Raw genomic sequence first — 15,734 nt, 5'->3', positions numbered from 1 at the left:
AAGTAGCTTTCTACCTTGAAGTACCACTGGTAACCAAAAGCAGCCATTATCAAGCGCTAGCTGTATCTATTTGTTGTTGCCAAAAAGAATGTTAACGCCATCCGAAAACATTTCGGCAAACTGAAACAATTTTTAAAAAGGAGCAAACTATATCTTCTGGCAAGAACAGCGCAGGCTGACAAAAAAGTAATCTCCTGCAACTGGGAAAAAGTTTACAACTCTTGAAATGCTAGATTTTTAGCAGTGTTCAGTTATCAGTTATCAGTTACCAACTATCTAGTTTTGGTCACTGTTCACTGGTTACTGGTCACTGATTTAAGCATTTTGGGTCGAAATATTGTTTTGCCCTGGTGCAACACGAGGAAAATTTGGCAAATCTATGCCGCTATGGCTAGCAGTGCGGGTTTTTAACGCCAAACGGTAACTCACACTTTGCAGTTCTGCTTGTAGTTGGCGATTTTCCCGTTGTAACATTGCTACCTTTTCCCTAACTGGAGCCATTCGCTCCTCAAATTTTCGACGATAAATATGGGGCAATTCTTGTACCACTTGCTCTAGCATTCGACTGCGGTCTGTGAGTTCCTGAACGGACTGTCGCAATTGGTAAATTTCCGCATCGCGAGACGATATTTGTTCTTGGTAAAACGTCACCTGCTGCTCAACAGCTTGCAGTTGTTCCCGCAATTCGTGCAACTGGGTTAAATGACGCTCAGAAACCTCTGTTTGGGGCATAAAATTAGTATTGCCCTTGACGAGTCGGAAGAGTTCTTGCGACAGTTGTTGCACCAGTTGGTCTCGGAGCTGCAATTCTTGTCGAAGCTTCGATACTTCTGCGGAGAGAGCTTGGATTGAGGAGTTATCAGTTTGGCTCACAGTGCTTACAGATCCAGTTAAGAAGAATATTTTTTACTTTATGAGTTACTATAGTACTCATGATGAATACAAGTAATAGTTAATGTAGCATTACCAGACATATCGGCAATACATAGATATACTAATTTTTTTACTTTATTTAAAAAATAGAGTGGTTAGTTGTAGAGACGCGATATGTCACGTTTCTCTATGTATATTTTGCTACTAACCACCCATACACGGGTTCTATACAAACCCTGTAGGACAGCAGACATTGGGGGAAAAACTCGCCCCCATTCACTTATCCTTGATTAAGCTGCTGACGTTGCTGGCTCAGCTTTTGGCTCTTCAACCTCTTGCTTGATAGTCAAATAACGAATGACTTCTTCGCTCAAACGCATAGCGCGTTCCATAATAGCAATTGCGTTACCGGGGGAAGTATAGTTCATCTGGATATACACACCATCCCGCTGCCGATTAATTTCATAGGCAAGACGGCGCTTTCCCCGATTTTGAATTTGCACATTGTCAGATCCTTGTTCCCGCAACAAGTTTTCGTATTTAGCTATTGCTTGCTCCACCTGCTCGTCAGTCAGGTCGGGACGAAGGATATACATTGTTTCGTAAGCTGTTGTTGCCATTGTCTATGTCTCCTTTTGGACTAAAAGGCTGCTAGTGTAAATTTGTACAGGCAATGCCATTAACAATACCTACAACAATTCACATTTAAAGCAGCAAGGTATTTGAGATACTTCCTGATTATAATCGGGCAGCTAGTAAATCAAACACATGGGTGAGCCAGCTCCCCGCATAGATTTATAATATTAGCAGTTTTTCATCATATTACTTGGGCAAACTGCTCCCTTAGCTAAAGCCGCCCTCGTTTCCAAATTCCTACAAGGTTTTTTACGAGCGATTGCATGGTAGCGTTTGATTGGAGAATATAAGGATACTCATCAAGCTTATGGCGCAACGCTACGTGCGAGTCCAAAATCAAAAAGGACAGGTGTATTACGGCTTACTACAACTATCCCTTGATGTACAGGTACTAGATGCTCCACCCTGGCTTCAGGGCCAACCAACCGATTTAGTGCTGGAACCAGAAAGTTACGAAATTCTTGCCCCTTGTGCTCCTTCCAAAATTGTGGCAGTAGGTAAGAACTATGCAGACCACGCAGCCGAAATGGGAACAGATGTACCCAGTGAGCCCTTGCTTTTTCTCAAGCCGCCTACATCTATCATTGCTTCTTTGGAAGAAATCTACTATCCGCCACAATCCCAACGGGTTGATTATGAAGGAGAATTGGCACTTATAATTGGCGATCGCACGACTGGATGTACGCCAGAGGAAGCCCAAACAAAAATTTGGGGTTATACTATTGCCAATGACGTAACAGCTCGAGATTTACAAAAACGTGATGGTCAATGGACGCGGGCTAAAGGTTTTGACACTTTTTGCCCCCTAGGTCCGTGGATTGTCCGGGAAGTCAGCCCAGGCGCAAGATTACAAACGTTTTTAAATGAGCAGCCAACCCCCGTACAATCTGCCTGTATAGATCGGATGGTATTTCCCCCTGATTTTCTTGTTTCCTACATTAGTCAGGTCATGACTTTACTACCTGGAGATGTCGTGTTAACTGGTACACCATTAGGTGTTGGACCAGTCGTCCCTGGCGATCGCATTCGAGTGGAAATCGAAGGTATTGGACGTTTGGAAAATACCGTGAAAGCCCGTTAACGTCAATTAGCGCACTTGCATATAAACGGCATCAGAGATGGCAGGAATTTCTGCATACCGTCCCATCACGGATTGAATCACCGAATATACAACTGCTACTACGATACCAATAAAAATCGTTGTATACAGAGTTTGTACAGCAAAAACACCTGTAGGAATGGATTGAATGAGGTCTGTTAAGATGCTAAACAGAATAATCACAATATCCAAAAGAATTGCCTGCATGGTATTAAAGCGAATGAAGTGAGGGAGCTTTTCGTTTCTCACTACCAAAAAAAATAGAGCAAAGAAAACAATTAATCCTGCAAAAGGAATCCCTTGGTAAATGTTGACTAATGGCACAAGGGGAAAAAACGGAACTCCTAGAAGTGGGAATTGTGTGAACAAATATGAACCGTATTTTAAAACCTCTACCAGAGGAAGCAAATAGGGTAAACAAGCAAATATCCGATCTTGAACCGTGGTAGACCCGCGCCAAGCCATCGTGCGTTCTCCTATAGTTAAATTTCAATAGCTACATGACCCTAGAATAACGCAGTTAGTCTATCTTTCTGGTAGAACATCAGAATCATTCAACATGAACAACACGGAAACCCATCAAACACTCATACTGTTCCGGTTGCTGTTCGTTGGTATTGCGGATAGCATGACCGCAACGCAGTTGACCTTGACGCCACCGAGGCTGCCCGGTGCCATCAGCCAGTAAACAGGACTGACAAACCTGTTGAGGAGCCAAGATTTGGTCTTCCATAACAATCATTAGCATCCAATGCCTCCTGTAAATCCTCAATTATGACCCAACTTTGCACTTGGGGAGGACACTGGTAATGGTGGTCTTTGTTGCTTTTATCTAACTTGCCACGCTTACTTTGAAATCCTGCGGGTTGACAGCCCAATCAAAATCCCCAAGTAGACTTTACTTTATTGTATGTTGAAATTTTCTTGGTGTAGTAAAAACTAATACATTAATTAATGCACAACCATTGACAAGCCACCACAACTTCAAAATTAAAAAACATAACAAACTTTAGAACCCAGACACCCAACTCATAGCTATTTCAGCCAAGATAGATACACGATTGATAAAGGTCAAGTCAATAGTCGTAAGAGTGACTTTTGGCATAGACTTGAAATTCAGCAAGTGTAAAACACGTGCTTTGCGTGGGTTACGCGATCGCAGTTTGCAAATTTCCTCAAGGATAACTAAAGTGTCTCTGACTAACTCAGATTTTCTTACCTCCTCCGACCCTGGTGTAGCGGAGTTAATTAACCAAGAACTGCAGCGCCAAAGGGATCACTTGGAACTCATAGCTAGTGAAAACTTTACCTCTGCTGCCGTACTGGCTGCTCAAGGTTCTGTACTAACCAACAAGTATGCTGAAGGGCTACCCGGTAAACGTTACTACGGTGGTTGTGAGTTTGTAGACAAGGTGGAGCAACTGGCTATAGACCGTGCCAAACAATTGTTTGGTGCAGCAAGTGCCAACGTGCAACCCCATTCTGGCGCACAAGCAAATTTTGCCGTGTTTTTAACGCTACTAGAACCGGGGGACAAATTCATGGGTATGGATTTGTCTCATGGTGGGCACCTAACCCACGGTTCGCCTGTAAACGTTTCTGGGAAATGGTTTCAAGCTTGCCACTACGGTGTCAATCCAGAGACAGAACAACTAGACTTCGACCAAATTCGAGAGCTGGCGCTTAGGGAGCGTCCAAAGCTCATCATTTGTGGTTACTCCGCATACCCCCGTATCATTGACTTTGAAAAATTTCGCACTATTGCTGATGAAGTTGGTGCATACTTACTGGCAGATATTGCCCATATTGCCGGTTTAGTTGCTACCGGTCATCATCCCAACCCAATTCCTTATTGTGATGTCGTGACCACGACCACTCACAAAACCCTACGCGGTCCTCGCGGTGGTTTAATATTAACCCGCGACCCAGAATTAGGTAAAAAGCTGGACAAATCTGTTTTCCCCGGTACTCAGGGCGGACCTTTGGAACACGTCATTGCTGGTAAAGCAGTGGCTTTTGGAGAAGCTTTGAAACCCGAGTTTAAAGCCTACTCTGCCCAAGTGATTGAAAATGCCCGCGCTTTTGCAACCCAATTACAAAATCGTGGCTTAAAATTAGTATCAAATGGCACTGATAATCATTTGATGCTAGTAGACTTACGGAATATCGGTCTGACAGGGAAGCAAGCAGACCAATTGGTTAGTGAAATCAATATCACTGCTAATAAGAATACAGTGCCCTTCGACCCAGAATCCCCATTTGTCACAAGTGGCTTGCGATTGGGTTCTCCAGCAATGACAACACGAGGTTTGGGAGTCGAAGAATTCATTGAGATTGGTAATATTATTGCCGAGCGCTTATTGAATCCAGATTCAGAGGCAGTGGCTGAAGATTGCCGACGACGTGTCAAAGCGTTGTGCGATCGCTTCCCCTTGTATCCCCACATAGAGATTCCCGTACCTGCTCTAGCTTAACTTAGGGTTTTTTGTTCGTGTCAATGGTAGACAATACCCTGCCTGCGCGGGTATAAATAATTAATTTTTATATGTTAGGAATTTATCATTAATAATTCCTAACATTTTTCTTTTGACCGTCCTCAATCGCAGCCCTGAAATGTGAAGAAGGCAAATGGCACAAGGGCATGACATAGCTGCCCTTTGCCCTCTGCCCTCGTACTTCTGCCTTTTAAAATCCAAATTGTAAAAATCTCTTGCTGATAACAAGCAGTTGATGAAGTAGATAGATGTAGACAAAAATTTACTAAAGTTTTGTCGTAGAACCCAATATACTGTGAGTACAGATGCCAGTTCAGATTTACCATCTGATTGCCTTTCTTGTTGCTGCTGTAGTCGTTCTCTGGACGACACCTGATGTTAAAAACATTGGCATCAAGAGCGGACACCTAGACAGACCTAATGACCGAAAAGTTCATCAGCGCCCAATGGTACGCCTTGGAGGAGTTTCTATCTTCGCAGGTACCATTATTTCCCTGTTAATTGTCTGGCTTATAGGTGGATTTGGAACTCTGCCAACTGAAAAAGAATGGCAAATTTGGGGAATTACTTTAGGTGGTGTGGGCTTTTTTCTGATTGGTTTAGCAGACGATTTGTTAAACCTGTCGCCCATGACACGTCTGTTGATGCAAATTATTGTAGCTGCAGGCGCATGGAAAGCAGGCGTAAGTATAGATTTTTTGAGCATTCCTACAGGTGGAGTCCTTCACCTTGATTGGTTGAGTTTACCGATCACAATCCTATGGCTAGTAGGAATGGTCAATGCAATTAACTGGATTGACGGTTTAGATGGATTAGCCGCTGGAGTCTCGGGAATAGGGGCTTTGGTAATTTTGGTTGTTGCCTTATTCATGCACCAAAGCGCAGCCGCCTTAATAGCTGCAGCACTGGCTGGTGCTGCACTGGGCTTTCTTCGTTATAACTTCAACCCCGCACAAATCTTTATGGGAGATGGCGGCGCTTACTTTATGGGATTTACTCTAGCCGCCGTTAGTGTAGTTGGTCTGGTCAAAACGGCAGCTACTGCCGTATTACTGCCCTTTTTGATTCTAGCAGTACCAATTGTGGATATGTCAGCAGTCATTTTGGCGCGGATTGGTCGTGGTAAATCACCTTTTATTGCTGATAAAAGCCATTTGCATCATAGATTGCTGCGGGCGGGTTTGTCTCACAGATTGACTGTTTTATTCATTTACTCTTTAACCCTATGGGTTGGAACTTTAGCATTGACTCTTGCGGGTATTCCCAGTGGCTTTATTTACACCTGTGGGACTACTTCACTGCTGACTTACGCAACTTGGAAAGTGTGGAGAATTTCTCGGCAGGCTTAGTTATGGGTTATTTGTCCAGTGTCATTTGAAATGACTCTTGAGAAGTGACTAAGGACGGCTCTGTCGAGTTAAATTTATTTGTACCGACCTACTTCATAATAATTTAATGAGCGCAGAAATTATTTGTGTTGGTACAGAACTGCTGTTAGGAGATATCATTAACAGCAATGCTCAGTATTTAGCGCAGCAGTTAGCCAACCTAGGTATCCCACACTACTATCAAACCGTTGTAGGAGATAACTCAGAAAGGTTAAAGCGGGTTATAGAAATTGCCAGTCAAAGAGCACAAATTCTGATTTTTACTGGAGGTCTTGGTCCGACACCTGATGACCTAACCTGCGAAACCATCGCTGCATTTTTTGATGTTCCTTTGGTCGAACATCCAGAAGTTCTTGAGGATATTACCCGAAAATACGCTCAACGCGGACGGATGATGAGCCCAAGCAATCGCAAGCAAGCTTTGATCCCCAAAGGAGCAGAAATTTTACCAAACCCCACTGGAACAGCACCCGGTATTATTTGGCAACCCCAACCAGGGTTAACAGTGCTCACTTTTCCCGGTGTGCCAAGTGAAATGCACCGAATGTGGGAAGAAACCGCTGTACCTTATCTGAAAAGTCAAGGTTGGGGCAAAGAAATTATTTACAGCCGGATGTTAAGGTTTTGGGGTATTTCGGAATCAGCTTTGGCAGAAAAGGTCTCGGCTTACCTCAATTTACCCAACCCCACAGTTGCACCCTATGCTGCTAGGGGAGAGGTTAAGTTACGAGTTGCTGCTAAAGCTGCTTCACAGACACAAGCACGAGAATTGATTGCACCTGTTGAGCAACAAATTAAAGATATTGCTGGATTGGATTATTACGGTGCTGATGATGATTCCCTTGCTTCCGTGGTCGGTCACTTATTGCGTAATGTTGGGCAAACTCTTTCTGTTGCAGAATCTTGCACTGGCGGTGGATTGGGGCAGATGTTGACAGAAATTTCTGGGAGTTCTGATTACTTTTGGGGTGGAGTCATTTCTTACGATAACTCCGTAAAACAGAGACTCTTGGGTGTTAATTCAGAAGATTTGGCAAAGTTTGGGGCAGTTAGTTCTATTGTCGCCGAGCAAATGGCTGTGGGAGTGCGATCGCATCTTGCAACCACTTGGGGGCTGAGTATCACGGGCATTGCGGGTCCAACGGGTGGCACGGAAACCAAGCCTGTCGGTTTGGTTTATATCGGATTAGCAGGGCCAAACGAGGAAGTAGAAAGTTTTGAGTATCGTTTTGGTGCGGTGCGGGGTCGGTCTTTAATTCGTCATGTCAGCGCGTGTACGGCATTAGATAATCTTCGACGCAAACTGTTGAGCTGTTGACATCCTCCCACCGCTAAAAGCCGATGGGCTTTCTGCTTTTATTGCTGTAAACCTAATCAGCCACTCACTTCCGTTCTACAACACCCTCTCCGCTTCTGGAGAGGCGATTCACTTTAAAGAAGCTGCACGTCGCAACCGCCAGAACAATACCCCCCCACTGAGAGGTAAAACAATTAACCAAGCGAAGAAAGTATCAACTATAACCGCGCCAGTTATTAAAGTCCAGCCAAAGATAGTAATTGTCCCGCCGGTTACCAATGCCCACAACCAACCCCTCTCAACGACTCCTCGCAAAGCCAGCCATTGGGTTGCTCCAAGCATTAAACCAAATGCTATACGTGTGAGTAACGAGTTGAAAAATAAAGAAAAAATCAAGATGCCAACTGGAAGACTCATCACAAAGCCTATGCCATTTACCAACACCCACCTCAGCCAAAATTTCCATCCTACAGTTGGGCGTGCAGCCTGCATGGGAGTGGCATAAGGCTGCTGCAACTGAGGTTCAGCAGGAATTTCTTGTCGATACTGGGGTAACACGGGTGGCGGATAATACTGCGGTTGTTGGGGAACGCTTGAAGGTGGTCGCCGGGTGGGAGGAAGTGGTTGTTGTGGTGTGGCGTATGGTGATGGTTGATTTGGTACGTATTCCCCAGGGTATTGGTTAAAAACAATACTTGCTACTCTCAATTCCATTTGTCCTAACCGCAGAATGCTCCCTTCTTGAAGCAAGGCTTCTCCTGTCATTAGGACTTGCCCGTCTACTACTGGTGGGTTATTTTGATTCAAAGAGTGTAAGTAAAAACACTTTTGATATGTGTTAAAAAAGATTTCTACGTGTAGCCTTGATACCGTTGGTTCTGAGAAAACGAGGTCACACATTCCCGGATCGCGACCAATGCGAAAAGTACCGGGATTTTTAGTTAATTGATTTTCGAGAATTGTCTGAGTTCTATACTGTCGGTCTTCAAACCACTGTAACGTCAGTTCGTGTAATGGTGTGGCAGCAGGAATGATAGTCGGTGAAATGTTTTGGGAAACAACTTGCTGCTGTTGCAGTGCTTGTAATGCTTCAACTGCCGATTGATAGCGATCGCGAAAATCATAACGCACCATGAGATCTAAAACATCTGCTAGCCCTGGGCTAACGCTGACATGGTGACGCCAACCAATTTCACCTGTAACGGGGTCGTCTGTCAGGTCGCTGGGCGTTATTCCTGTTAAGGCTTGGATACCAATGATTCCTACAGCATAAACATCGCTGCTTAATTTGGGACTCCCTTTTGTTTGTTCGCTGGGCATATAACCAAAGGTACCAATAGCAACTGTTGGAGTGGTGTACCCTTGAGCATTAACTTGAGTTAAAGCAACCTCTTTCACTGCACCAAAGTCAATCAGAACAATCTTGCCATCCTGATTGCGTCGAATTAAATTAGCTGGTTTGATATCGCGATGGATGATTTGACGTTGATGGACAAAGGCAAGAGGTTCCAAGATTCCTTGTAACAGATTAATAACCTCTGGTTCGCTCAAACGTTGACCGGGGACAAGTTCTAAGCTTAAGGATTGACCGTCAACAAACTCCTGTACTAAAAAGAATTCTTTATTTTCTTCAAAATAAGCCAAAAGCCTGGGAATGCGATCGTGGTTACCCAATTGTTGTAAGACTTGTGCTTCCGAGGCAAACAAGCGTCTTGCTATCTGCAAAGTATTGGGGTCGTTAGACGTGGGTTTCAGTTGCTTGACTACACATTTAGGATTCCCAGGTAATTTTGTGTCTTCTGCAAGGTAGGTTTGACCAAAACCTCCAGCGCCCAAGACTTGAATGATTCGGTAACGCCTGTCTAATATTTCCCCCAACATAATGTCGCCAAAGGTTTTTAGTACTTCAATGTTCTACCTTAATATAGTCAAGATATTAAATTGGAAATAACGACAAAACAAGGTGAATGTTATGGCTCGGACACAACTGTTACGTAGTTATGCCGCAAATTGTTAGAAATCATACTCTATCTACTTAGAATTTGTTTGTGCGAGTACTGGAAAATCGGGATTTTCTAAATTGAGTTTATAAACTGCGGTTCTCGTTTTGCGTTCAGCAGGGTACGGTTTGCGCCAAGAGCGATGGCTATCCTCTCTTAGGGTAATCAAAAATCCCGCACTTTTATTTTGTTCTTTGACGATTTGATAAATATATTTGGATTGTATTCTTTCAACATTGCTTAAACGTTTCTTTTGCAAAGAATTCGCAGGCGAGATACAGAAAACTGCTCTCCCATCACGAGCGCGAAGAACGGTTAAAAAGAATTTTTCACGATTAGCTGTAAAACTTAATGTTCTGAATATATAGGTTGCTTCCCTTGCAGATGGACCTTTAAAGTTTTCCGTTGTTCTGGGGTAATGACGGCAATTCTTATCAAACAATGGTTCACCAGCAAACACTGGCTTTGACAGATAGACAATGCTTCCAGTCAATAAACTCGAAGCTAAAAAACAAACATTTACAAACTGTAGCAACCTATTCATATTTCCAATCATTAACTAATCCTTAAATTTCCCGACAAATCTGAGGGTGTTTGTGTTCCACAATACTCAGCAGCAATACTAATTTATGTTACTAACTAGGTTAAAGTCTATCTGTTGAGATATTGACTACTATCCTAAATATTAATATTCCTAAAATCGTTGCCTTAATTAAGGTCACTAATGGAAAGCTTAAATTCTTCACATCAGACTCAGCAGGGAGCAACTTTGGAGGCGCATACAGCTCTGGTTGCACCAGAATCAAACAGTGATGCTCAACCTGCATCGCCCTCTCGCCGCCATCTCGTACCCAAAGTGTTATTGGGCACGTTGTTATTTACGGGGGCGGTTGCTGCTGGAATTGCCACAAATCGTTGGTGGCAGCATACTCAAAGATATCCACAAACAGATAACGCCTATGTAAGTGCAAACATTCACCCGGTGACACCTCGTGTATCGGGTATTGTCACCCAAGTCGCTGTCAATGATAATCAAACTGTAACACCTGGAACTGTGTTGGTAAAGATCGATCCCCGCGACTACCAAGCATCTGTGTTACAGGCAAAAGCATCTCTCGAATTAGCCAAGCAGCAAGCAGCATTAGCACAGGAAAATATCAAACTAATTGCTGATAGTAACTATGTACCAATGCCTGTGCCACTTAACAGCGACAGCAAATCACAACCACAAGTCCTAAATCGTCAAAGAGACGTAAACCAACAACAATATAAAACAGCACAAGCTGCGATCGCTCAAAAAGAAGCAGATCTCAAAAAAGCACAACTCCGGTTATCCTACACCACCATAACTGCCTTAGTGCCTGGAAAGGTAGGTAGCAAAAAAGTCCAAGTAGGGCAACAGGTGCAACCAGGGCAAACACTGCTGACAGTCGTACAGCCAAACCCCTGGGTAGTAGCGAACTTTAAGGAAACTCAGTTAGAAAAAATACAGCCAGGACAAAAAGCGTCTATCAGAATGGCTGCCTTCCCCAATCGGGAGTTTAAAGGTACGGTAGAGAGTATATTCCCCACCTCTTTTGGCAAGGTTGCTCCTCTCTCACAAGAAAATGCTACAGGTAACTCTATAAAGAGTTCAGATGAGCAACGAGTTCCCGTCAAAATTATGTTTGAGCCTGGAAGTATTCGGGGTTATGAATCTAAAATGACCCCCGGTTTGTCAGCAATTGTAACAGTTGATACTAAATAACACCTAAGTCCACTTTTTTGATATCCTTTGAACTGCTGAATTCCCCTTGTGGTATCTTGTGGTAGCTTGTGGAACGGGCGGCTCGCCCGTCCTATCCTAACTCTCCCACAGGAAAAGAGCGAAAAAAGCCCAAAAACTATGATTTTTTAATAAGATTACCCAAAAAAAGCTTTACACGGGACGAACAGGGGCGGTAGTTTTTTGTAATCGGTTTTATAACTCAATTCAAAAATACTGTTGGGTAAGCTGTTAGTATAAAAACTTCTCTATGAGAAAGATTTTTCAAACTTTCACTGGTGCGTGCGCCCCTATTCGCCCAAGTCAGTTTTCTCTCACTTCGTCAAAGCAGAGTTTTGAGGGAAGACCAAAGACCATCGAGCATGGGGTGTACCTTGCGATTGCTTGCTCTTATGTGATTTTTTCGCACAATCCCGGACTAGCTGAGACTGTGGAAATCGCTCAAAGCGATCCCGCTCCTACACCGATTGCAGAACCCATTGTTCAGACGCCGCCATCCCCCTCTAATCCAGCCGATAGAGTCACCTCAGTTAGCCAACTTAGAGATGTGCAACCCACTGACTGGGCTTTTCAAGCACTTCAGTCGTTAGTAGAGCGCTACGGAGCGATCGCAGGTTACCCCGATGGCACATTTCGGGGGAATCGTGCCATGACGCGTTATGAATTTGCTGCCGGTTTAAATGCTGCCCTTGAGCGAATTGATGAGCTCATCGCAGCGAGTACAGAGGGAATAGTTTCTCGCGATGACCTAGCCACTTTGCAACGACTACAACAGGAGTTTTCTGCTGAATTAGCAACGTTGCGGGGACGGGTAGATGCGTTGGAAGCCAACACGGCAAAAATAGAGGCAAATCAATTCTCTACAACCACCAAACTGACTGGTCAAGTTATCCTTGCAGTCAACGCAGGTGGATTTGATGGATCTCGCATTACCCGTACCGTTTCCACACCTCCCAATCCAGAACAACCCCAAGGTGGGCAAGCTCAAGAAGTGATTGCGAATGAAGACCCAAATGCGACAGTTCTTTTTAGAGCTGGCTTAGACTTCAACACAAGCTTTTTCGGTACAGACCTGTTAAAAATACGTATTGATACAGGCAGTGGGATTGACAGGGCTAATGACAGAGGTGCTATTTTTGCTAGGGGTATTGACGATGCTGCAGGATTTTTAGAGCCATCTTTCGGCAGTGCTCTGGACTTTTCTGTTAAACCACCCACAAATAATGATATTGCAATATCCAGGGTATTCTACAGTTTTCAACCATTCCAGAATTTTACAGTATCTATAGGACCCGATATTCGTACCACTGACTACGTCGATAGCAACAGCTTTGCTTACCTGAGCTTTCGAGACTTTAGCACTCAAGCATTTGCCAACAACTACATTCTCTTCCCTCTGAGCGGTCCAACTGCCGGTGCAGCAATTGATTGGAAGCCGGGAGGAGGAGCATTTTCAGTACGAGCTTTGTACGCCGCCGCCGCACCATTCCAACCAGGCAATTTAAACCTAGGGAATGCTGATGATGTTCTCAAATCGGTCACACAGTTTGTTCCTCTGCTATATCCCGTTAATCCTACTCGTAACTTTGGCGACTCCGGCTTATTTGGCGACACATATCAGGGTACAGTTGAACTGGAATATGCCCCCTCCCGACAATTTGCCTTACGCCTCCAGTACAGTGGCGGTGAATTACTGGATAACCGCTATGACGTATTTGGAGCTAATTTTGAGTTGTTGCTTTCACCAAAAGTTGCCATCTTTGGTCGTTATGGCTATGGTAGCTACAATGATACCGCTTTTGGCGATATTAAACCCAATTACTGGATGGCAGGAGTCGCTTTTCCAGATTTGTTTACTAGAGGTGCTTTAGCTGGTATTGCTGCTGGGCAACCCTTTGTTGCTACTGAGATTGGGGATTCTACTCAAACCAACTTTGAAGCGTTCTATAACTTTCCTATCAGTTACAACGTTCAAGTCACACCTTTGATTCAAGTGATCGCCAATCCCTCCAATCAAGAGGCAAACAACACGATTGTAACAGGTACATTGCGAACTGTTTTTTCTTTCTAAATGCTTGCCAACAGCTAGTAGCTAGTAGCAGCTGCAAAATTTGTTTGTTATATCTCGCGATTCACTGCCTGAGTGCATATCTTAATTGTACTGTCACCTATTAAATCATTAAGCCCTCGGGCCACAACCACGATACCGTTGACCCCCTTATCTTACATAGGGGGTTTTATTTTGATATTGCATTTTTCCGTTAGTTCCCCCGAATACTTCTCCCTGGTTGAATCAGAGAACTATATAAATCTGCTGCTCGTTGTTGCTCATTGGGTAAGAGCTTAGGTTCGATTTACTGGCAACAGCAATGTATCTTCAATCTCCTGGCGAACTGAACGGCTTACTCATATCTTGCACCACCATTTCCCAAGCGCAAATAATAGGCCCAAAAGCTTATTATTACGTAGGTAGGGCTAAAGCCCACCACCCCTTTATTGAGAAGGTGCAAGATGTCAGCTTATATAAGATTCGCTGGTAATACTGCTGCAACAGTTTTCTCCGATCGTCGTTGAATTGCCAATCGTGTCCAATATTACGATGCGTAACGATCGCAGTTCTGAGTTGTTCAACCCAGGCTTGAGCATTTGTCTGCCACCCGTCCCTCAGCATAAAAATATTGTGAAAGACTTGCTAATTCATAGTCGTAATGAGTACAATTTAAATTAAGCGTATTCATTACGAGTACGAGTTATCAAGATTGCCTGATGGCAGTCCCTAAGTTAATAGCACGAGAAGAGAAACTATGGATCTATCAAACTCTAACACTGCAAAAAACCTGGCTGACGCTTTTGCTGGAGAATCAATGGCGAACCGCAAGTATCTTTTCTTTGCGGAAGTCACGCGTCAGTTAGGGATGAGTGAACTGTCAAAACTGTTTCGGGAAACAGCAAATCAAGAGACAGAGCACGCTTTTGCTCACTTTAGATTAATGCATCCAGAATTGGTAGTGGATGATGTCGCATCATTAACCCCAGAGCAGAAGAAAGCGATCGCCGCCCGGTGTTTGGAGTTAGCGATTGAAGGAGAAACCTATGAGTACACCGTCATGTACCCAGAGTTTACAGATGCAGCACGTGCAGATCGTGATACCAAAGCTGTAGTAGAGTTTGAAGCACAACAAGTAGAGTCTCAGGAACACGCTAAGATGTTCCGCAAAGCAGCACACAACTTTGGATTGCTGACACCCATAGAACACCTTCACGCAAATCAGTATACAGAAGCACTCCACGCTTTAGACGGAGTTGCGCCTGCACCCAAATTTGCGAGTGGCGAGCCCGCAACTCAGAAATGGATTTGTCGGCAATGTTCAATGATTTACGATCCCGTTGTAGGTGACCCTGATTCAGGAATTGCGCCCGGAACACCCTTTGAAGCAATTCCCGAAGATTGGTACTGTCCAATTTGTAACGCTACAAAGAAAACATTTGTCCCCTATCAAGAAGCAGTTGCAGCTTAAATTGGTAATTCATAATTAAGCTCTATTACCAATTAGTCTTACGTCATATTTTGTACTTCTTATACATAGGACGGGCAGGATGCCCATCCCACAAGAATGATAAATTTGTGGGTTGGACTTTCTGTCCACCTTTTTAACTATTGCAAAATTGGAATAGATAGTTTTTAGGGGCTTCATTAAAATTGTTTATTGAATCCAGTTCGGCTCATGAGACTGAGAATGACTTGATGAAAGTAGTAGGGACGCAAGACATTACGTCCCTACCAACGTATCTCACCTAAAAATGAAAGAAAACTTCCTACTCAACAGCAACCATAACATCCGATGCTTTAATAATAGCGTATGCTTGTTTTCCTTCCGTTAATTGAAGCTTTTCCGCTGAAGATTTAGTGATAATTGAAGTGACCTCTACTCCTGGAGCAATTTCCAAGATAACTTCAGTGTTAACAGATCCTTCTATGACTTGTTTTACGGTAGCTTTAAGGGCATTGCGAGCGCTTACTTGCATTTTCGGTAGTTTTCCCTGTATAAATTCAACTCATCAATATTAACAGATATTATCTTGTGTACTTAACTTTTAACACTTTTTTAACCTAAGTTATAAAGACTATACATTTTTAAACACCAAGCTTTTAAAAGCCTGTGTCGATACAATCCAAGGGC

15 protein-coding genes are annotated in these 15,734 nt (G+C 43.6%); 7 read left to right on the top strand and 8 right to left on the bottom strand.

The features are described from left to right. Nucleotides 1-315: 315 nt before the first annotated feature. Both ACYRY3_RS41340 and rpsF read right to left on the bottom strand, forming a co-directional pair. On the bottom strand, nucleotides 316-873 hold the full coding sequence (locus tag ACYRY3_RS41340) for an Npun_F5560 family protein (RefSeq protein WP_460207647.1): 558 nt from the start codon (nucleotides 871-873) through the stop codon (nucleotides 316-318). A gap of 290 nt (nucleotides 874-1,163) precedes the next feature. Continuing rightward, nucleotides 1,164-1,493 (bottom strand): 30S ribosomal protein S6, encoded by a 330-nt coding sequence (rpsF, locus tag ACYRY3_RS41335; protein ID WP_460207646.1) that lies wholly within the window; start codon nucleotides 1,491-1,493, stop codon nucleotides 1,164-1,166. Nucleotides 1,494-1,816: 323 nt separating this feature from the next. On the opposite strand from rpsF, the gene ACYRY3_RS41330 reads away from it, so the two are divergent. After that, on the top strand, nucleotides 1,817-2,590 hold the full coding sequence (locus ACYRY3_RS41330; RefSeq protein ID WP_460207645.1) for a fumarylacetoacetate hydrolase family protein: 774 nt from the start codon (nucleotides 1,817-1,819) through the stop codon (nucleotides 2,588-2,590). 6 nt (nucleotides 2,591-2,596) lie between these two features. Here ACYRY3_RS41330 and ACYRY3_RS41325 read toward each other — a convergent pair whose 3' ends face one another. Next, nucleotides 2,597-3,073 carry a Tic20 family protein gene (locus ACYRY3_RS41325; protein ID WP_460207644.1) on the bottom strand — a complete coding sequence of 159 codons (477 nt, stop codon included), beginning with the start codon at nucleotides 3,071-3,073 and terminating at the stop codon, nucleotides 2,597-2,599. 85 nt (nucleotides 3,074-3,158) lie between these two features. Continuing rightward, entirely contained in the window at nucleotides 3,159-3,356 is a 198-nt protein-coding gene (locus ACYRY3_RS41320) for a hypothetical protein (protein WP_460207643.1), read from the bottom strand. A gap of 442 nt (nucleotides 3,357-3,798) precedes the next feature. Here ACYRY3_RS41320 and glyA point away from each other — a divergent pair, with 442 nt between their 5' ends. The 3 genes from glyA (at nucleotide 3,799) to ACYRY3_RS41305 (ending at nucleotide 7,809) form a co-directional block, all read left to right on the top strand. Next, nucleotides 3,799-5,082: a serine hydroxymethyltransferase gene (gene glyA / locus ACYRY3_RS41315; RefSeq protein ID WP_460207808.1), complete on the top strand. Its 1,284-nt coding sequence runs from the start codon at nucleotides 3,799-3,801 to the stop codon at nucleotides 5,080-5,082. Nucleotides 5,083-5,408: 326 nt separating this feature from the next. After that, entirely contained in the window at nucleotides 5,409-6,452 is a 1,044-nt protein-coding gene (locus ACYRY3_RS41310) for a glycosyltransferase family 4 protein (protein ID WP_460207642.1), read from the top strand. A 106-nt stretch (nucleotides 6,453-6,558) separates the two neighbouring features. Beyond that, nucleotides 6,559-7,809: a competence/damage-inducible protein A gene (locus ACYRY3_RS41305; protein ID WP_460207641.1), complete on the top strand. Its 1,251-nt coding sequence runs from the start codon at nucleotides 6,559-6,561 to the stop codon at nucleotides 7,807-7,809. Between the two features lie 108 nt (nucleotides 7,810-7,917). Here ACYRY3_RS41305 and ACYRY3_RS41300 read toward each other — a convergent pair whose 3' ends face one another. After that, nucleotides 7,918-9,669, bottom strand: coding sequence for a protein kinase domain-containing protein (locus ACYRY3_RS41300; protein ID WP_460207640.1), 1,752 nt, complete (start codon nucleotides 9,667-9,669; stop codon nucleotides 7,918-7,920). A gap of 150 nt (nucleotides 9,670-9,819) precedes the next feature. Then, entirely contained in the window at nucleotides 9,820-10,344 is a 525-nt protein-coding gene (locus tag ACYRY3_RS41295) for a hypothetical protein (protein WP_460207639.1), read from the bottom strand. Nucleotides 10,345-10,512: 168 nt separating this feature from the next. Between ACYRY3_RS41295 and ACYRY3_RS41290 the strand changes: the two genes are divergently transcribed. Both ACYRY3_RS41290 and ACYRY3_RS41285 read left to right on the top strand, forming a co-directional pair. After that, nucleotides 10,513-11,535: an HlyD family secretion protein gene (locus ACYRY3_RS41290; protein WP_460207638.1), complete on the top strand. Its 1,023-nt coding sequence runs from the start codon at nucleotides 10,513-10,515 to the stop codon at nucleotides 11,533-11,535. A gap of 268 nt (nucleotides 11,536-11,803) precedes the next feature. Continuing rightward, nucleotides 11,804-13,624: an iron uptake porin gene (locus ACYRY3_RS41285; RefSeq protein ID WP_460207637.1), complete on the top strand. Its 1,821-nt coding sequence runs from the start codon at nucleotides 11,804-11,806 to the stop codon at nucleotides 13,622-13,624. Between the two features lie 390 nt (nucleotides 13,625-14,014). On the opposite strand, the gene ACYRY3_RS41280 is transcribed toward ACYRY3_RS41285, so the two are convergent. Beyond that, nucleotides 14,015-14,224, bottom strand: coding sequence for an NACHT C-terminal helical domain 2-containing protein (locus ACYRY3_RS41280; RefSeq protein ID WP_460207636.1), 210 nt, complete (start codon nucleotides 14,222-14,224; stop codon nucleotides 14,015-14,017). 133 nt (nucleotides 14,225-14,357) lie between these two features. Between ACYRY3_RS41280 and ACYRY3_RS41275 the strand changes: the two genes are divergently transcribed. Beyond that, on the top strand, nucleotides 14,358-15,071 hold the full coding sequence (locus tag ACYRY3_RS41275; protein WP_460207635.1) for a rubrerythrin family protein: 714 nt from the start codon (nucleotides 14,358-14,360) through the stop codon (nucleotides 15,069-15,071). 298 nt (nucleotides 15,072-15,369) lie between these two features. Here the strand turns inward: ACYRY3_RS41275 and ACYRY3_RS41270 are convergent, their stop codons facing one another. Beyond that, entirely contained in the window at nucleotides 15,370-15,579 is a 210-nt protein-coding gene (locus ACYRY3_RS41270) for a TOBE domain-containing protein (protein WP_460207634.1), read from the bottom strand. Nucleotides 15,580-15,734: the final 155 nt, after the last annotated feature.

It is taken from the genome of Scytonema sp. NUACC21, assembly GCF_054684315.1.
The sequence above is the reverse complement of the archived record's forward strand: the minus strand, read 5'-3'. Positions and strand labels throughout refer to the sequence as shown.